Source organism: Nocardioides sp. J9 (assembly GCF_007829375.1).
In the GTDB taxonomy this organism is placed as follows: Bacteria; Actinomycetota; Actinomycetes; order Propionibacteriales; family Nocardioidaceae; genus Nocardioides.
The window spans coordinates 1-17,416 of record NZ_VLJQ01000083.1 but is presented as its reverse complement, the minus strand read 5'-3'; the positions used below and the strand labels follow the sequence as shown (position 1 = coordinate 17,416).

At 65.9% G+C, this 17,416-nt stretch carries 18 protein-coding genes and 1 pseudogene; 12 read left to right on the top strand and 7 right to left on the bottom strand.

The window, feature by feature from the left end; translation table 11 throughout:
- The first annotated feature begins 12 nt into the window (after positions 1-12).
- The 10 genes and pseudogenes from L615_RS14040 to L615_RS14000 all read left to right on the top strand — a co-directional run bounded on the left by L615_RS14040 (position 13) and on the right by L615_RS14000 (position 10,060).
- A complete protein-coding gene (locus L615_RS14040) occupies positions 13-1,401 on the top strand; it encodes a cytochrome P450 (RefSeq protein ID WP_145725482.1) in 1,389 nt (462 codons plus the stop codon).
- On the top strand, positions 1,398-2,615 hold the full coding sequence (locus L615_RS14035; RefSeq protein ID WP_145725470.1) for an NAD(P)/FAD-dependent oxidoreductase: 1,218 nt from the start codon (positions 1,398-1,400) through the stop codon (positions 2,613-2,615). Before L615_RS14040 ends, L615_RS14035 begins: the two co-directional genes overlap by 4 nt.
- Positions 2,616-2,733: 118 nt before the next feature.
- Entirely contained in the window at positions 2,734-4,191 is a 1,458-nt protein-coding gene (locus tag L615_RS14030) for a cytochrome P450 (protein WP_145725469.1), read from the top strand.
- Positions 4,188-4,913, top strand: coding sequence for a transglutaminase-like domain-containing protein (locus L615_RS14025; RefSeq protein ID WP_145725468.1), 726 nt, complete (start codon positions 4,188-4,190; stop codon positions 4,911-4,913). Before L615_RS14030 ends, L615_RS14025 begins: the two co-directional genes overlap by 4 nt.
- A complete protein-coding gene (locus L615_RS14020; protein ID WP_145725467.1) occupies positions 4,910-6,439 on the top strand; it encodes an aldehyde dehydrogenase family protein in 1,530 nt (509 codons plus the stop codon). The genes L615_RS14025 and L615_RS14020 overlap by 4 nt, the downstream gene beginning before the upstream one ends.
- Positions 6,436-6,594 (top strand): annotated as a pseudogene (locus tag L615_RS24255) (SDR family NAD(P)-dependent oxidoreductase); the annotation flags it as partial. The gene L615_RS14020 and the pseudogene L615_RS24255, both read left to right, overlap by 4 nt.
- A gap of 64 nt (positions 6,595-6,658) precedes the next feature.
- A complete protein-coding gene (locus L615_RS14015; RefSeq protein ID WP_261376695.1) occupies positions 6,659-7,270 on the top strand; it encodes an SDR family NAD(P)-dependent oxidoreductase in 612 nt (203 codons plus the stop codon).
- Positions 7,271-7,311: 41 nt separating this feature from the next.
- A complete protein-coding gene (locus tag L615_RS14010; RefSeq protein WP_145725466.1) occupies positions 7,312-8,379 on the top strand; it encodes a BtrH N-terminal domain-containing protein in 1,068 nt (355 codons plus the stop codon).
- A gap of 239 nt (positions 8,380-8,618) precedes the next feature.
- Complete coding sequence (locus tag L615_RS24750; protein ID WP_396954772.1) at positions 8,619-9,209, top strand: PaaI family thioesterase; 591 nt, start codon at positions 8,619-8,621, stop codon at positions 9,207-9,209.
- A gap of 50 nt (positions 9,210-9,259) precedes the next feature.
- On the top strand, positions 9,260-10,060 hold the full coding sequence (locus tag L615_RS14000) for a 1-acyl-sn-glycerol-3-phosphate acyltransferase (RefSeq protein ID WP_183097486.1): 801 nt from the start codon (positions 9,260-9,262) through the stop codon (positions 10,058-10,060).
- Here L615_RS14000 and L615_RS13995 read toward each other — a convergent pair.
- From L615_RS13995 to L615_RS13970, 6 genes are all read right to left on the bottom strand, one after another.
- Complete coding sequence (locus L615_RS13995) at positions 9,969-11,459, bottom strand: ATP-binding protein (protein ID WP_145725464.1); 1,491 nt, start codon at positions 11,457-11,459, stop codon at positions 9,969-9,971. The two genes, L615_RS14000 and L615_RS13995, sit on opposite strands and share 92 nt — an antisense overlap.
- Positions 11,456-11,863: a hypothetical protein gene (locus L615_RS13990; protein ID WP_145725463.1), complete on the bottom strand. Its 408-nt coding sequence runs from the start codon at positions 11,861-11,863 to the stop codon at positions 11,456-11,458. Before L615_RS13990 ends, L615_RS13995 begins: the two co-directional genes overlap by 4 nt.
- A 608-nt stretch (positions 11,864-12,471) precedes the next feature.
- Positions 12,472-13,923, bottom strand: coding sequence for an SCO6880 family protein (locus L615_RS13985; protein WP_145725462.1), 1,452 nt, complete (start codon positions 13,921-13,923; stop codon positions 12,472-12,474).
- A 6-nt stretch (positions 13,924-13,929) separates the two neighbouring features.
- The gene (locus L615_RS13980; protein WP_145725461.1) at positions 13,930-15,240 is read right to left on the bottom strand and encodes a type IV secretion system protein; all 1,311 of its coding nucleotides are present in this window, start codon (positions 15,238-15,240) and stop codon (positions 13,930-13,932) included.
- A gap of 10 nt (positions 15,241-15,250) precedes the next feature.
- Entirely contained in the window at positions 15,251-15,556 is a 306-nt protein-coding gene (locus tag L615_RS13975) for a DUF6112 family protein (RefSeq protein WP_030485688.1), read from the bottom strand.
- 34 nt (positions 15,557-15,590) lie between these two features.
- Positions 15,591-15,896, bottom strand: a complete 306-nt coding sequence (locus L615_RS13970) for a DUF6112 family protein (protein WP_261376694.1) — start codon at positions 15,894-15,896, stop codon at positions 15,591-15,593.
- Positions 15,897-15,949: 53 nt separating this feature from the next.
- On the opposite strand from L615_RS13970, the gene L615_RS13965 reads away from it, so the two are divergent.
- Both L615_RS13965 and L615_RS13960 read left to right on the top strand, forming a co-directional pair.
- Entirely contained in the window at positions 15,950-16,777 is an 828-nt protein-coding gene (locus L615_RS13965; protein WP_145725460.1) for a GIY-YIG nuclease family protein, read from the top strand.
- Positions 16,778-16,859: 82 nt separating this feature from the next.
- The gene (locus L615_RS13960; RefSeq protein ID WP_186449867.1) at positions 16,860-17,285 is read left to right on the top strand and encodes a hypothetical protein; all 426 of its coding nucleotides are present in this window, start codon (positions 16,860-16,862) and stop codon (positions 17,283-17,285) included.
- Here L615_RS13960 and L615_RS13955 read toward each other — a convergent pair.
- Positions 17,231-17,416 (bottom strand): transposase (locus L615_RS13955; RefSeq protein WP_186449866.1); only part of this gene is annotated, 186 nt, incomplete at its 5' end. The genes L615_RS13960 and L615_RS13955 overlap by 55 nt on opposite strands.

Sequence of the window (17,416 nt, the reverse complement as noted above, 5' to 3'; positions counted from 1 at the left end):
AGCGTCGAAATCATGAGGATTCCTGAGGCGATCACTGCCAAAGTTCAGTCAGCCATCCCGATGGAGCGGCAGATCCAGGGTGCGCATCTCTACGACAAGACGAGGAGGTGGGTGACGGGCACCAACGGTGAGCGAATGTTCGTCGAGCGTCCCATCCCGCCAGTCGAAGAAGTCGAGCTCGCGGACATCGACCTCAGCAATCCGTTCCTGTACCGACAGGGCCGTTGGCAGTCCTACTTCCAGCGGCTGCGGAACGAGGCTCCCGTCCACTATCAGTCGAACAGCCCGTTCGGGCCATTCTGGTCGGTCACCCGGCACGCCGACATCATCGCCGTCGACAAGAACCATGAGGTCTTCTCAGCCGAACCCTTGATCGTGATCGGCGTGCCACCCCGCTTCCTCGATATCGAGATGTTCATCGCAATGGACCCGCCGCGGCACGACCTGCAGCGGCAGGCGGTCCAGGGCGTTGTCGCGCCGAAGAACCTCCGCGAGATGGAGAGTCTCATCCGAGAGCGCGTCCGCGAGGTCTTGGACGGCCTTCCGGTCGGCGAACCCTTCAACTGGGTGCAACACGTGTCGATCGAGCTGACGGGCCGCATGCTGGCCACTTTGCTCGACTTTCCGTACGAGCAACGACACAAGCTGACCTACTGGTCAGATCTTGCGTCGTCGATGGAGCAGGCGAACGGCGGTCCCTCTGACAACGACGAGGTCTTCCACGGAATGCGCGACATGGCGCGAGGTCTCAGCGCGCTCTGGCATGACAAGGCCGCCCGAACTGCCGCAGGGGAGGAACCGGGCTTCGATCTGATCACCATGTTGCAGAGCAACGAGAACACCAAGGACCTGATCGATCGCCCCATGGAGTTCCTCGGAAACCTGGTGCTGCTGATCGTCGGGGGCAACGACACGACCCGCAACTCGATGAGTGGCGGCGTTCTTGCGCTCAACCAGTTCCCCGATCAATTTGAGAAGCTGAAGGCCAACCCCGACGTGATCCCCAACATGGTGTCGGAGATCATCCGCTGGCAGACTCCGCTCGCCTACATGCGCCGGATCGCCAAGGCGGACACAGTCCTGAACGGCCAGTTCATCCGCAAGGGCGACAAGGTCGTGATGTGGTACGCCTCCGGCAACCGCGACGAGACTGTGTTCGAGCGTCCGGATGAGCTGATCATCGATCGGCCCAACGCGCGCAACCACATCGCCTTTGGCTTCGGCGTCCACCGCTGTATGGGCAATCGGCTGGCCGAGCTCCAGCTGAGGGTCCTGTGGGAGGAACTGCTCCCGCGCTTCGAGAAGATCGAGGTCGTGGGGGAGCCGGAGTACGTACAGTCCAACTTCGTACGGGGCATCAGCAAGCTGATGGTCCGGCTCACCGCGAAGCCCACCGCATGAGCGTGCAGCGAGCGGTGATCGTCGGGGCAAGCCATGCCGGTGCCCAAGTCGCCGCCAGTCTGCGCCAGGAAGGCTGGGCCGGCGAGGTTGTCCTGGTCGGTGACGAGTCGGCACTTCCCTGTCAACGCCCTCCCTTGTCGAAGGCCTACCTGGCAGGGAAGAGCACACTCGCGGAACTGGCGATCCGCAGCGCAGAGTTCTACGCACGCCAAGAGATCCGCCTTCTCGGTGCGACCGTGGAGCGGATCGACCGCTCTGCTGGTCGAGTATCGCTGAGCACCGGCGAGTCGCTGGCCTACGACAAGCTGGCTTTGTGCACCGGCGCGCGTCCGCGACGGCTCCGGGTTCCGGGAGCCCACCTTGCCGGAGTCCACTACCTTCGCACCGCCGCGGACGTGGATTTGATCAGAGCGACAGCCAAACCGGGCAGCAGGGCGGTGGTCGTCGGTGGCGGCTATGTCGGGCTGGAGACGGCCGCCTCACTCCGCGCGCTGGGTCTCGACGTCACCGTCCTCGAGGCGACCGAGCGAGTCCTCGAACGCGTGACGGCCCCCGAGGTCTCGGCATTTTTCGATCGAATCCACCGTGAGGAGGGGGTGTGCATTCAGACGAGCGCCCTGGTCGAGGCCCTCGCGGGTGATGCTCGGGTCCGCGAAGTGGTCCTGTCCAGCGGTGAATCAGTCCCGGCAGACCTCGTCATTGTTGGTATCGGTATCGAGCCGAACACTGAACTCGCCGCATCCGCCGGCCTGGTGATCGACAACGGTGTCGTGATTGACGACCGGGCCCGGACCAGCGATCCGGACATCGTCGCGGCCGGCGACTGCACGAGTCGAGACATCGCCCGCTACGGCAGTCGGGTCCGCCTGGAGTGCGTGCCCAGTGCGGGGGAGCAGGCGAAGGCGGCGGCGGCGACAATCTCTGGAAAGTGCAGGGAGATTAGGGCGCTTCCGTGGTTCTGGTCAGATCAGTACGACGTCAAGCTTCAGATCGCTGGACTCAACACCGGGTACGACGAAGTCGTCCTCAGCGGTGATCCGAACCGGGACCGCGACTTCACCTGCTTCTACCTCCGCCAAGGCGAGCTGATCGCCGCGGACTGTGTCAACCGCCCCCGCGACTTCGTCTTCAGCAAGCGGCTTCTAACGCAAGCAACTCAGGGCGTTGGGCGGGCAGAGTTGCCCCTGGTGACCGTGAGTGACCTCGGTGCGTGATGGCCCTCGAGTCGAATCACCGTCGTGGCCTGAGTCGGGCCGCGGTTGTCCGGAGAACCGGCCCATCAGGTAGTCGCAGGACAACGAGAAGCGGAACCGCTCGTAGAAGGGACAATCGATGACGAACCTCCTTCGGCTGGCGCCGAACCGACGCGACCGACTGTCGTCGGTGCTTCTCGTCCCGCTACCGGCTCGGGTAGACAGAGCCCTGTGTGAGGCCCAGGACCGGTGGCCGGTCCGCGACCTCGCCCCCGTTCCGGCAGGCTCGGGCCTCAAGTCCGTTCAAGGGACGGCCGGACTCCCGGTTCTCGGCCACACCCTGGACTACATCCGATACGGATCCGACTTCGCGCGCGCCAGACACGAGCGGCTCGGGCCGGTGACGTGGATGGGCGCCTTTGGCACCAAGGTGGTGGTAGTGGCCGGCCCGGACGCCACACAGGAGGCGCTGACCACCAAGGCGAAGTCCTTCTCTCAGGACGGATGGACCTTCCTCATCGATGCCTTCTTTCACCGGGGCCTGATGCTGATGAGTTTCGACGAACACAAGATGCATCGACGGATCATGCAGGAGGCGTTCACCCGCGATCGGCTCGCTGGATACGTCAACCAGCTCGGACCGACGCTGGAGGCGCGAATCCCGGAGTGGACTGCCGGCAAGTCCACGCGCATCTACCCGCTGCTCAAGACCCTGACCCTGGACGTTGCGACAGAGGTCTTCATGGCAGGGCGGGGCGGACGCGAGGACGCCGCTGCGATCAACGAAGCCTTCGTGGCGACCGTGCGCGCCGCCAGCTCGATCGTCCGGGTCCCGCTGCCTGGCACGCGCTGGAGAGCCGGTGTCCGTGGGCGCGCCTTGCTGGAGGCCTATTTCGCGCGTCACCTTCCGGCAGCGCGCAACGGTCAGGGCAGCGACCTCTTCGCGGGACTGTGTCATGCGCGGACGCCCGAAGGACAGGCCTTCACCGACGAGGACGTCATCAACCACATGATCTTCTTGATGATGGCGGCCCACGACACCTCCACCATCACCACCGCGGCCGCCGCCTACTTTCTCGCCAAGCACCCGGCGTGGCAGGAACGGGCCCGGACCGAGTCCGACCGCATCGGTGAACGGACCCCGAACATCGACGACCTGGAGTCGCTGGTGACTCTCGATCTCGTGATCAAGGAAACGCTGCGCCTGGCGGCGCCAGTGCCGATAGTCATGCGCAAGACCATCGAGGATGCAGAGATCGCGGGTCACCACATTCCAGCTGACACACTGGTGGCCGTCGCTCCGGCGGTCAACCACTTCGATGAATCGTGCTGGACCGACCCTGACGCCTTCGACCCGAGCCGATTCAGCGAGCCGCGGCGCGAGGACCAGCATCACCGCTTCGGGTGGATCCCGTTCGGCGGGGGAGTGCACAAGTGTATTGGTCTCCACTTCGGAACACTCGAGGTCAAGGCGATCCTTCACCACATGCTGCGCAACTATCGATGGACGGTCCCCGACGGCTACGAAGTCAGATGGGACAACACATCCCTACCGATTCCGGTAGACGGGCTGCCGATCACACTGGAGCGACGATGAGTCGCGCACCAGCGACGCTCCTGGCGGCGACCGAGTTTCTCGACACCGAGCACGAGGACGTCCGCGCCTTCACCGAGGCCACCGTGGGGGACGCGCGCAGCGACAAAGAAAAGGCGAAGCGCCTCTTCACTGCTGTCCGCGACCAAGTCTGGTACGACCCCTACACCGTGTCGACCGACCCCACCCACTACCGCGCGAGCTTCGTCCTCCAAGCAGGGCGCGCCTATTGCGTCCCGAAGGCGGTGCTCTTGACCGCGGTGTGCCGTGCAGCCGGAATCCCAGCGCGGTTGGGGTTCGCCGATGTGCGCAACCATCTGCAGACCGAATCGTTGCGAACCCTCATGGGCGGCACCGACTTGTTCGTCTACCACGGATACAGCAGCCTCCACATCGACGGGAAATGGCTCAAGGCCACCCCGACGTTCAACGTCGAACTGTGCGCTCGTTTCGGTGTCCCGCCTGTGGAGTTCGACGGTGAGCACGACGCGCTCATGCACGCCTTCACTGGGGACGGGACCCAGCACATGGAGTACGTCCGCGACCGAGGTGTCTTTGACGACCTTCCCCTGACCGCGATCCTGACCGAGCTCCGGACCACCTATGGATCGATGGTCCAAGCCTCGGCGCACGCGATCGACGACGCCTTCACCGCCGGGCCCGCCAGCCCGGTCAGAGCCGATGGTTCCTCAGGTCGGTCCACTTCGCCTCAGGAGGATCAATGATCACAACGACTACAGGTGCCGCACTCGAAGTGCGCAACCCGTCCGACGGTCGGCTGGTGGCAACCGTGTCCGTTGACGACCAAGACGCCGTGAACCGCCGTGCCACGCAGCTCCGCCTGGCCCAAGGTGCATGGGCCGACGCTGGTCCGCGGCATCGTTCCAGGTGGCTGCGCCTCTGGCGCGACTGGATCCTCGCTCACTCCGATGAGCTCACCGACCTGCTACAGGCCGAGACGGGCAAGGTGCGTCCTGACGCTCTCGTAGAGACGACCGCGTCGTGCGAGTTCATCACCTACTACGCCGACCATGCGGAGGAGTTCCTCGCCGACGAAAGGGTCAAGACCGCGGGCGTCCTGAGCCTGCCGAAGCGACTGTCCCGGACCTACCAGCCCTACCCTCTCGTCGGTCTGATCACCCCGTGGAACTTCCCGATCACCCTATTCCTCATGGACGCAGCCCCCGCACTGGCTGCTGGTTGCGCGGTACTGGTGAAGTCCTCGGAGGAGACACCGCTGACTTGTGCGCGGGTCATCGACGGCTGGCGTGAGATCGGCGCTCCACCAGTCCTGGCCCATGTCACAGGAGCCGGCGGCGCTGGTGCCGCAGTGGCGGACGCCGCCGACTTCGTCCAGTTCACAGGCTCGACAGCGACAGGGCGCCAGGTCGCCCTCCGCTGTGCTGAGCAGTTGAAACCGGTGAGTCTGGAGCTGGGCGGCAAGGATCCGGCGATCGTGCTGGAGGACGCCGACCTCGCTCGAGCGGCCGAGGGCGTCGCCTGGGGTGGCCTGTTCAACGCAGGGCAGGTCTGCATCTCAGTCGAGCGCGTGTATGTCGTCGCTGCGGTCTACGAGGAGTTCGTGGCCCGCCTGACAGAGCGCGTGCAGTCCCTGACCCAGGGTGCGGACGCCGGCAACGATGTCGGTGCGTTGGTGACCGCGAGACAGGTTGACATCACGGATCGCCACGTCAGCGAGGCGGTGGCGGCGGGAGCGAAGGTAGTGGCCGGCGGCAGACGGGGAGCGGCCGGAAACTACTACGCGCCAACGGTCCTCGTCGACGTGGATCACACGATGTCCTGCATGACCGAAGAGACCTTTGGACCCACGATCCCGGTGATGCGCGTCGCCGACGAAGAAGAGGCCATCCGACTGGCCAACGACTCCCCGTACGGATTGTCGGCGACAGTGTGGACTCGCAATCACGCTCGCGCCCGCCGCGTCGCACGGCGCCTGGAGGCCGGCGCGGTCAACATCAACGACGTCTTCAGCAACCTCTTCGCGATGACGTTGCCTCACAGTGGCTGGAAGGCCTCCGGCATGGGCGCCCGGCTCGGAGGACCCGACGGGCTGCACAAGTACTGCCGCGTCCGAGCGGTCACTGAGCCGCGACTTCCCGTCCTGCCAAAAGAACTTACGTGGTACCCGTACTCCGCCCGGCGCACGGCCATCGCCGCCATGGTCTTGCGCGCCGCAGCCGGGCGCGGCCTGCGCCAACGCCTCGGCCTGAACAAGGAACAGAGCAAATGACGCGCACCACTTCCCTCCCCGCCAAGACGATCGCGATCACCGGTGGAGCTCGCGGCATCGGCTATCAGACCGCGAAGGAGCTGATCCGACGCGGTCATCGGGTCGCCATCGGCGACATCGATGAGGCCCGTGTCAAGGAGGCGGCGGATGAGCTCGGTATCTCTGCTGTCACCCGCCTCGACGTCACTGACACCGACTCATTCCGTGCATTTTCTCGACATGGTCGAGGACCAGCTTGGTCCCCTGGACGTGCTGGTCAACAACGCGGGGATCATACCCACCGGGCACGCTCACGAGGAGGACGACGCCGTGACCCGGCGGCAGGTGGAGATCAACGTCCTCGGAGTGATCTTCGGAACCAAGCTCGCCCTCCAGCGGATGCTGCCGCGGCGGGCCGGACACATCATCAACACCGCATCGCTGGCCGGGGAGCTCCCCGTACCGGGCCTGGCTACCTACTGCGGCACCAAGTTCGCGGTCATCGGATTCACCGAGGCAGCTCGACAGGAGTACCGCAACTCCGGAGTCCAGCTCTCCACCGTTCGGCCGACATTCACCAACACCGAGCTCGTCGCCGGCACCACCGGAGCCAAGGGGCTGCGCAACGCCGAGCCCGAGGAGATTGCTCGGGCGACAGCCGAGCTCATCGAACGTCCCCGCCCGTTCGTACGCGTCACCCGCCTCGCCGGAGGCATGGTCGCAGCAATGAAGTTCGTGCCGGGACGGTTGGCCTCCGCGCTGGGTTCGACCCTCGGCACGGATTCGGTCTTCCTCGACGACGTCGACATGGGCGCGCGCCAGGCCTACCTGGACCGAATCCGGAACAACTGACTCCACGCTCCAGAACCATCCGGCACATGAGAGGACGCAACATGACCGTCACCGCCTTGGTCGAGGACTACCCCCATCGAATGGGGGGACACTGCGGCTCCGGTGCGATGCGCGATCTCCTGCACTGGCACGGTCTGGGATGGGACGGCCCGCCCGATGAGGGTCTGGTGTTCGCGCTCGGCGGCGCCCTAGGGCTCTCCTACCTCCGGTCGAGCGAACTGTTTCCCCCGCTGTACCTGGTGGGACGAGGTGCCGACTTCGAAGTCGATCTACCGACACGACTGGGCGGAGTCGTGCAGGTGCTCACCACCGACGATCCCGGGGAGGGCTGGTCGTGGGTGCGTGAGGAACTCGACGCCGGCAGGCCCAGCCTGATCTGGGGCGACATCGCCGAACTTCCCTATCTCCGTGTCCAGTTGCAGATGAGCCGCCACGACATCGTCGTCATCGGCTATGACGATGAGAGACAACTCGCCTACGTCGTGGACAACGATCGCGCCGAGGCGCAGGAGGTTCCGCTGGCAGCGTTGGCTCGGGCACGGGCCTCACAGGCGTTCCCGCAACCCACTCGTCACTGCATGTACCGCATCACCTGGCCCCCCTCCTTGCCCGGCATCGCGGAAGTCGCTGCAAGCGCGTTCTCCCAATCCGCAGGCAACATGCGCAATCCGTCACGCCACAGCATTGCCGGCCCGACCACTGCCGCCGTCGGTTCCGAGGGCCTGGAGGCGGTTGCTTTGTTCGCTGACGACATCGCGACCTGGGCGGAGCTTCCCGAAGACGAACTCGGGATCATGCTGTTCAGCCTCGGTGCCTTCATCGAGAAGGCAGGCACCGGCGGCGGACTGTTCCGCCGACTGCTCGCAGACGGTTGCGCTGAGGTCGCACGACTGACCGGCGACCCCGCAAGCGCTGAGCTTGCGACCGAAGCCGCCCGTTGCGCACAAGGCTGGACAGACGCCGCCCGCGCCGCGGTCAAAAGCGACACCCATCCGCGGTCGCGGATTGACGACCTGGTCCGGACGGCCAGCCGGCTACCGGAGTTGGAGTTGCGTCTCGTCGAGTCCCTCGAGCGTGCCGCAATCTCCTTGAACGCGAGAGATCACTGATCATCTCCATTGTCATCCCGAGGTTTGCGTGCTTGCGAAATCGCTCCGTCAAGAAGTGCACATGAATCTAGGAATCGAATGCAGAGAACGATGTTGAACGTCCTCCCGACGACCACAGCAGCTCTGCGTCACGAGCTGGCGTTGCCCTCGACGGGTGCTGCGCTGCACACCCTGGCTGCCATCGAGCTTGCCGACGGCTCGCCCCATTCGGAGGTCCTGAGGCAGACAGGGGACCAGGAGTGACACGGATATCGAAAGCATTGGACCAAGGCGACCACCAGCATGCGCAGGGCGGCACCGAAGTAGGAGCGCCCCGCGATCGGGAAACGATCTCGCGGTGGGCGTCGCACCTCGCCGGCCAGACTCCGGTGGAGATTGGCCAGACATTGCCCCCGCACTCGCCCGACTGCGCCGGGTGCGGGCCAGATAACCCCTCCGGCCTGCATTTGCACGCGGTCCGCACGGCGTCGGGCGTCGAAGCTGTGCATCGTTTCGCCGAGGGCCAGGTAGGCGCCCCTGGTATCGCACACGGAGGAGCGGTCGCTCTCGCTTTCGACGACCTCTTCGGGTTCGCCCTCTACACCGTTGGGTCGCTCGCCGTCACACGCAGCCTCACCGTCGATTACCGAGCCCCGTTCCGGTTGCATCGGACGTACACGTTCCGTGCCCGTGTGGCGCAACACGAAGGACGTCGGCTGCTACTTCATGCGGACGCGTGGGACGACGCCGGTCAGAAGGCCGGATCGGCCGGGGCCACTTTCGTGGTGGTCGGCCCTGAACACTTCACCGCGGTTGACCCAGAAACACAGCTGGAGGCGGAGTGCCGGTGAGGATTCATGCAATCCGGCCTGGTTGGGGCGTGGCGTGGTGGGTCGCTTTCATGATCTGCAAGCCGGTGTTGGTGTTGGTCCGCCGTCGAGACTGGCGTGGGCTCGAACAGATCCCGTCGTGTGGCGGCGCTGTCCTTGCCGCGAACCACGTTTCCCATGTGGATCCCCTGCTCATCGCCGAGCTGGTGCTCGCGCACGGCAGGACTCCGGCCTTCTTGGCCAAGAGCAGTCTTTTCGGGAAGGGCGTCGTGGGATGGTGGTTCCGCGCTGCCGGGCATGTCGAGGTGGATCGATCGCATGGTGCGGACGGATTCGGCGCCGCGTTGATGGCACTTCGTGGCGGTGCACTTCTCGTGGTTTACCCCGAGGGATCGATCACGAAGGACCCAGGTGGGCGCATGATGCCTCTCAAGACAGGCGCCGTCCGATTGGCGCTCGAGACAGGAGCACCGCTCATTCCGGTAGCACAGCGGGGCGCCCAAGAGATCCTCCCCGCCTATGGTCGACGGCCGAGACTGTCCAAGCGCACGACGGTCACGATCAGCATCGGTCGTCCGCTGGATCTGACCGATCTCACGCAGCGCGGAGCCGTGCCTGACGCGGTCGATGCCGGGACGCGTCGCCTGGCGGACACCCTCGGCCGCATGCTGGAGGAACTGGCCGATGAGCGGCCTGGCCTCGCGAACACGTCAACGGGGTGTGACAGCACCCGATATCCGGCGCGGAAGACGGCACCGCGCACCGAGAAGCTTCGGCTTCTTAGAGCATTCCAGTCATCCGGGCCGTTGTGTCGAAGAGCAGAACCTCGGCAGGATGCATCTGGTGTTGGACGACGAACGACCGGTGCTTGATCCGCCACAAGCCCTGGCCCGTGCCGAGCGTGGGGATGAGGCTCTGTTCGGTGCCGGTGAGCCCGAGTGCGGTGGCGGTGGCGCCGAGCTGGTCGGACTCCTGGCGATAGACGATCCGTGTCTCGGCGTTCGCCAGAAGCGAGGAGGCCAACGCACGCATTGCCGAACCCTGGTCGCCGACGTTGTCGAGGTCAGTGAGCTTGTGGAAGATCAGCATGTTCGCGATGCCGTAGTGGCGAGCGAGCCGCCAGTGCGCGTCCATCCGCCGCAGCAGGGCTGGGTGCGACATGAGCCGCCACGCTTCGTCGTACACGACCCAGCGCTGACCTCCGGCGGGATCCAGGAGCGCTGACTCCATCCACGCCGACGCGCAGGTCATCAGGACCGAGATGAGGGTCGCGTTCTCGGTGACGCGGGAGAGGTCGAGCGAGATCATCGGGAGCGTTGGGTCGAAAGTGACCGTGGACGGCCCGTCGAAGAGGCCGGCGAGGTCGCCGGCGACGAGCCGACGGAGGGCGTGCCCGACGAGTCGCCCGTCCTCGGTGAGGCGCCCATCCGGGTCGTCGGTGCGGTCCGGTGCGAGCAGCCGGTCGACGACCATCGGGAGGACGGGGACGTCGGTGCTCCGCACTGTGCGGTCGATCGCGATGTCGACGGCTGTGTGTTCGAGCGGGCTGAGGCGGCGGTCGAGCACGGTCTCGGCGAGCGCGCCGACGAGGTCTCGGCGGCGGGAGGCGATCTGGTTGGACCATTGCGCATCGTCGAGGCCAGATGGTCGGTGGCCTTCGTCGAGCGGGTTGAGTCGGTTGGGCATCCCGTGGCCGAGGGCGATGGCTCGGCCGCCTACGGCCTCGGCGACCGCGGTGTGCTCGCCCTTGGGGTCGCCGGGCACGTACACGCGGCGGCCGAACGGGATGGATCGCGTGTAGAGACTCTTGGCGAGGCAGGACTTGCCGGAACCGACGATGCCGGCAAGGACCAGATTTGGTGCGGTGATGAGGCCGCGGGCGTAGAGGATCCAGGGGTCGTAGACGAACGAGCTGCCGGAGTACAGGTCCTGGCCGACGAATACGCCCTCGCTGCCCAGGCCGCCTTCGGCAAGGAACGGGTACGCGCCCGCCAGGGTTGCTGACGTGTCCTGATGGCGTGGGACTCGGAATCGTCCGGGCGTGCGGAGAGCGGCCGGGCCCGTTTCGCCGGGGCGGGGTAGCGTCACCGTTGCCCGCTTCTCAGCCGAGAGCTGCTCAGCCTTGCGCTTCGCCTCGGTACGCCGGGCTTCGCGATCGGTGGACAGGAGCTCTCGCGCAGCCGCCTTGCGGAGCTTGCGATCGTGCCGCCGTTCGCGGCCTGGTGAGACGAGGACGGCTGAGTGGAGGCGCCCGTCCTGCCACCCGGTCACAGCGACATCCCTGGCTGGTGCGGCGAGCGCTGAACCGGTGCGAATGACGGGTAGTCGTGGATGTCGTAGGCGATCGTCGCCTCGATCTCGTGCGCCCGGTCCACGCATTCAGCAACCTGGTGGATCATCTCGGCGGCGCGGTGAAGCTCCCAGGACTCCCTGTACGACGCTGCGCGCCCGGCGTTGGCATCGCCGTTCATCCATGCCTGCTTGCGAGTCGGCCCATCGTGGAACTGGCCGAGCTGGTGCAGCGACTGACTCAGCGACGCGAGCGCGGAGCTGATGGACCCGAGTACGGCATAGAGCGAGGTCGGATCCTCGATCGAGCGCGTCGCGTGGGCGAGGCCGCGGACTGCTTCCCGGAGTTCGTCAGCGTCGGCGACCGGGTCGTTGAAGGTAGGCATCGGTGGCTCCTCGGTCGATGGTCTTTCATCGATGAGGTGCGCGTGGTGGTCCGCCGTGTCGTCGTGGCGGCGGTCGCTGCCCGACCTACCCTGTGGCCGTGGCCGATCTGACGGAGCCTTGCCCGAACTGCGACACCTGATGCGCTGGGAGACCTCTCACGAGCGTTGCGACGGATGCGGTTACATCCGGCCCTGCTGTGAGGGCGCTCCGTGTAGCTGAGCTGGTCTACTCGTCGGCGGCATCGCCGATGTCTCGGCGGCGGACACGGCGGCGCTTGCCCGTCTTGCGAAGCACCGGCCAAGGCTCGCGCACAGCCCGACCGTTGCGGCGGTTCTTGTGGGACTTACAGAGCTGGCAGCCCTTGTGCTGCCGGTGAGGCGAGTGCGCCATGGTGACGACTCCGATCCGTGAACAACACCCGCCACGGAGGGCGGGGTTGGTGCGGGATCGCGGCCATGGAGGAAGGCTACGCCGGACGTCCGACGCCTTCCCGGGCAACGGAAGACCCCGCAGGCGTCTCGGGTCACCTGCGGGGTCTGGGCAGAATCCTGGAGTATGCCGTCGGCCGTTGTCCCTGGAATCGAGATTCAAGGTGGTTCCGGTGTCCTTAGACGCCTCGTGCGAGTGGCAGCGCGGCTACGGCGAAGCCCTGAGCCTGCTGTCCCCAGAGCCGACGTGTCTCGCACGACGCCTGGATTGCCGCCTGCTCAATCGCTGCGACAGCGCGCTCGAGTTCGTCGGGGTCACTCGCGCTCACGGCGACGAAGCCGGTTGCCCGCAGCACCCCGTGACCGGCGGTGAGGTCCGCCTCCTGCTGGAGGACGTCCTGGTACTCGGCCGTCTGCTGGGCGTCCTCAATCTGCCCGATCTTCTGCCGCTGGGCGGCGTCGGAAATGTACTCCGTCTTCTTCTTGCGGATGTCCCGAGCCGCTCTGTCGGTGCGCATCGGCGTGTAGAGAAGAGAGAACGTCCGCCGGATCCCGGAGGAGAGGAGGATTGGTGCGAGGAAGCCGGGGAAGACCAGTGAGCGCGGCCATTCGCTGATCCAGAGGACGCAGTGGTGCGCTGAGTCACTGCGGAGGCTGCCCCAGGACTCGGTGACGGCGACCGGGCCGGCGGTTGCCAGGTCGCGGCCCACGGCGCCGTGCCGCTCCAGGGCGCCCGCCACAGCTGGGTCGTAGGCCGATCGAAGGATCAGGGCGAGGTCGCCAGGGGTGAGCCAGTCAGAGGGAGAGAGGTCAGCGGACCGAAGGGCAGCGAGCATCGTTGCCATCTCCTGGCGGAGTACGGCGGCAGCGCCGCGGTTCCCGCCACCTGCGGCCCGGATTGCGCGGCCAGCGGTCTTGATGTCGAGCGAGATCGAGATGGTGCTGGCGTGGCGCTCACCAGCCGGACCGGCGCGGTCGACGAGCTCGCCGTACGTCGTCGATGCCCACGTCTCGACGCGGTTTCCATGCTGCTCCCACCAGTCCGCCAGTCCCTTGCCGGAGTCGGGGAGCGTGCGCTCCATGACCTGGACCGAGGCCAGGCGTCCGGATCGGCAGGCGGTCGCGAGCACGCGTCCCCAGCTGACCACCCGACGTTCCTGCTCAGCAGGGTCGAGCAGCACGAAGGCGGGGTGGGAGACACCCACGATTGCGGTCACGGTGGCCGCGTGGGGGTCATGGACCATGACTGCCCCGGTCTCCGGATCGACCCACTGCCTGAGCCGTGCGGCGTCGCCCGGGAGCGCTAGCGTTCCCGCCGGGCGCGGCTTGACCACCCGGCGGCGATACAACAGTTGACCTCCGGCGGAGCGCCAGAGCCAGCGTGCTCCGATGGGTCCCCACTCGATGATCTTCCGGCCACCGACGCCGACGAATCCGAGTACGACGAAGACGAGGATGATCGGGAAGGTCATGACGACCGCGCCCAGATAGAGGCCCAGGATAAGGGTGCCGGCGGCGAGGCTCGCCATCACCAGCTGCGGACCTGACAATCCGAGGAGGATCCCGCGCTTGGTGAGCCGGGAGAACTTGATGGGTCTCAGCGACGGTTCGGCACTGCTCGACGTACTCACTGCCGATCACTTCCGTCCTGCGGGCTTGGCAAGCGTCGAGTCCGCGACCGGCGGCGGGACCGTGGACGGCGCCGCCGAATCGTGGGCCTGGGTTTGGTCGGTCGCCTGGGCTGCAACGAAGCCTCCGAGACGCGGCCCAGCCGCCGCCGCTTCCTTCGCCACGACCGCGCCAGCAGCGACCGCACCGCCTGCGGCTGCCGCGCCACTCGAGCCGCCCGCAGCGGCCCCGCCACCGGAACCGCCACCAGCGGTGCCGCCGCCTGCAGTGGCTCCGGACGCCCCGCCACCACCGCCGACAGTGGGTGTGACCGCGGGCGAGCAACCCGTCGCCGTACCTCCGCCGGTGTCGCCGAGGATCTTGGTGGGCTCGCTGCCGGTGCGGCGCGAGAGCGGGATGGGCATCGGTCGGTTGAGCGACGCCTTGGCCTCCTGTTCGGCTGACATCGCGTGGTACATGTCGAAGCCCATGAATGCGATGGCCTTGTAGGTCAGGTACGGCGCAAACCCGGCCATCAGCATGAGTACGACGCCGGCCATCGGCTGGCTGACGGACTCCAGGTCAGCGTCGATCGGAGCTGAGACCTGGGCGGTGGCGAGCAGGAAGATCACCACCAGGACGACCTTCGACAGGATCATCGCGATCACGAACGTCGCCCAGCGGCTCAGCCAAGTGCGGGTGTGGTCCCAGCTGGATCCGGCGAGCGCGATGGGCGCGAACACGATCGCGATCAGCAGGAGGGCCTTGCGAATGAGGAGGCTGATCCAGACCACCATCGCACCGACGATGGCGAGGCTCGAGAGGAAGATCGTCAGGATCGCGCCCGCGCCGGGTGCGCTGAGGTTGATCGCTCCGAGTCCGGCGGCGAGTACGGCGACCTTGTCGCCCATCTCGTTCATGTTCGTGCCGGCGGCGTTCACGATGCCTATGCAGAGCTGGTCGGTGATCTCGAGCGCTGTCGCGAGCAGGGCGAGAGCGACGAAGGATCCGAGTATCGACTTCGCGAGTCCGAGCGCGGCTCTGGATAGGGCTGCTGGTTCGCGGCGGATCATGCCGCCGATGACTTGGAGCATGAAGAAGCCGAGCATCACGAAGACGCCGACGCCGAACATGATGTTGTAGACCTTCGTGTACTCACCGCTGGTCACGTCGACGAAGGTCGTGGTGTCGATGACCTTCCAGACTGAAATGAACATCCACTCGGCCGCGCCGCCCATGCCCTGAGCAAGCCAGTCGAATGGCGCGGTCACGACGGAGCCGGCCGCGTCGCCGGCGGCGTTGCAGACCTCGTGGATTACCGGCACATCGCAGACACCCATGACGGATTCCTCAGACCTGCTGGCCGACGTTCCAGAAGAAGTTCACCAGCGTCACCGAGGCGCCGCAGACGATCGCGGCACCGAGGGCAACGAGTACCCCGAGCTTGCCGCGGCCCGCGAGGTGTGGGTTGGACGAGTTGGCCCCCAGCGCCCACACGATGGCGGAGATGATCAGCGCGAGTACGGCGAGGACGAGCCCGACGGTCATCGAGGCTCCGACGATCTTCTTGAGCTGGCCGATCCCGGGTAGGCCGTTTGAGTTCGGGTCGATCTCGATGTCGAGCGGCAGCAAGAGGACTGCGGTGAGAAGGTCCATCGGGAGGACTCCTGACGTCGAATGGGCGGACGTCTTACAGGTGTGCGCCGATGTCCAGCAGCCAGTTCGCCCAGGCGAGCGCGGCACCGGTCAGGGCGGCGCCGCCGATGGCGACGAAACAGCCGACCTTCGCCTTCTGCGCGGTGTGCCAGCTACCGGAGTTGGACGCGATGGCCCAGGTCGTTGCCGAGATGACGAGCATGAGTACGGCGATGATCAGGCCGTAGGTCAGAAGCGCGCCGACGATTGCCCGCAGATCGCCAGCGCCGCCCACTGCGCCGAAGTCCGGGCCTACGTCCGTGCGGATCTGACCTGGCGTACTCATGGCATTCAGGTGCACCGTCGATCGCACCGGACGAGGTCGAGGTCGGTCCCTCTGCGTACGCTCCGCTCATGGAGCCGATTCTGCTTGCAGAGCTTCTTCCCGCGCACTTCGACCCGGCAACGTGCAAGCTGCACTGTGCAGTCTTCAACGGCAAGAACTACCCGATTGACGTGCTGGCCAACGATCCCGCGGAGTGGCAACGCTGGAACTCGTGGCGCGGTGACAAGAACGACTTCAACCGGCAGTTCATCTTCTCGCTCGCGCAGGATCGCCATGACCCAACTCTGTGGCTCTTTGGCGGGATCTGGGAGGTTGTGGATCGGCGCCCTGAGCCGAGGACGTATTCCTACGACGTCATCCCGCGGGAAGACCTGATGGGTCCCTTCGTTCGCCGTCTCTACGTCAGATTGCACCTAGCCGGGCGGCAGCGAAGAAGGACCATGGAGTCATGCCTTGATGAGATGACCGTGTCCTCGATCCTTGAAGAGGCATTCGTGGGCGACCCATTCCCGGGCCACGATCGCATCAACCACACGCTCGCCGATCTCCAGGTCATCGTGAGCCAGCAACGACCTGATTGGCGGATCGCCCTCGAGCACATGAAGGGCGTCTACGTCATCCACGACCAAACGACCGGCGCCAGGTACGTGGGGTCGGCCTACGGTGACACTGGAATCTGGCAGCGCTGGAGCACTTACGCCGCGACGCTCCACGGGAACAACGTAGGTCTCAAGGAGCTCTTGAAAGAAGGGGGCGAGGACTACTTCCGAACGAACATGAAGTTCGCATTGCTGGAGTTCTGGTCGATGCGTACCGATGACGACCACGTCTTGAAGCGCGAGTCGTACTGGAAGGAAGTCCTTCACGCTCGCTCGCTGGGCCACAACAAGAACTGATGCTGTTGTGTCGTACCTACGCCGTACGGTCAGCCTCATGAACCCTGACAGATTGCGTTGCGCGGAAGCAGCTCTCCGCACGGTGCCCGAGGATTACCTCGCCGTCACGCCTGAGGCGGTTGTTGTCGTCGACAACGGCCACTCCTTCCACCGTGGCATGCACGTCGGGTGGGCGTGGGCCGAAGATCGCAGGGGCTGCTTCCTCGACTTCCTGTCCGAGCACCGCATGGCTGGGATGAGCGCACAGCGGTTTTACGCAGATGGGACCTCTGAGCATCTCGAGACGCCTGCCTCGATGCACCAGGTGACAGGTGATGCAGCAAAGGATGCTGAGATCGAGCGCCACTTCTTCGAGCGAAACCGAGCCTCCTACGAGTGGCTGCGTGCGCGAGGTCTTCTGCCTCCAGAGACAGAGCCCCGTGGGGTGGTGGGTTTTGAGGTGATCCTCGGTGCCTACTCGTCGCTGCTCTCGATGGCGGCGACGGGATCAGTATTGCTGGTCTCGTAGAGCTTGGCCATGGAGCCTTCGGACAGGTAGCGGCGGTCGCCGGCGATCCATTCGTCGTGCATGTCGATGAGCACCGCGCCGACGAGTCGGATGACCGCGGCGGCGTTGGGGAAGATCCCCACGACCCGGGC

Excerpts from the sequence above, each read along its gene's own strand:
- L615_RS14040 (WP_145725482.1), top strand. The coding sequence starts at position 13 with ATGAGGATTCCTGAGGCGATCACTGCCAAAGTTCAGTCAGCCATCCCG.
- L615_RS14035 (WP_145725470.1), top strand. The coding sequence starts at position 1,398 with ATGAGCGTGCAGCGAGCGGTGATCGTCGGGGCAAGCCATGCCGGTGCC.
- L615_RS14030 (WP_145725469.1), top strand. The coding sequence starts at position 2,734 with ATGACGAACCTCCTTCGGCTGGCGCCGAACCGACGCGACCGACTGTCG.
- L615_RS14025 (WP_145725468.1), top strand. The coding sequence starts at position 4,188 with ATGAGTCGCGCACCAGCGACGCTCCTGGCGGCGACCGAGTTTCTCGAC.
- L615_RS14020 (WP_145725467.1), top strand. The coding sequence starts at position 4,910 with ATGATCACAACGACTACAGGTGCCGCACTCGAAGTGCGCAACCCGTCC.
- L615_RS14015 (WP_261376695.1), top strand. The coding sequence starts at position 6,659 with ATGGTCGAGGACCAGCTTGGTCCCCTGGACGTGCTGGTCAACAACGCG.
- L615_RS14010 (WP_145725466.1), top strand. The coding sequence starts at position 7,312 with ATGACCGTCACCGCCTTGGTCGAGGACTACCCCCATCGAATGGGGGGA.
- L615_RS14000 (WP_183097486.1), top strand. The coding sequence starts at position 9,260 with ATGATCTGCAAGCCGGTGTTGGTGTTGGTCCGCCGTCGAGACTGGCGT.
- L615_RS13990 (WP_145725463.1), bottom strand. The coding sequence starts at position 11,863 with ATGCCTACCTTCAACGACCCGGTCGCCGACGCTGACGAACTCCGGGAA.
- L615_RS13980 (WP_145725461.1), bottom strand. The coding sequence starts at position 15,240 with ATGGGTGTCTGCGATGTGCCGGTAATCCACGAGGTCTGCAACGCCGCC.
- L615_RS13975 (WP_030485688.1), bottom strand. The coding sequence starts at position 15,556 with ATGGACCTTCTCACCGCAGTCCTCTTGCTGCCGCTCGACATCGAGATC.
- L615_RS13965 (WP_145725460.1), top strand. The coding sequence starts at position 15,950 with ATGGAGCCGATTCTGCTTGCAGAGCTTCTTCCCGCGCACTTCGACCCG.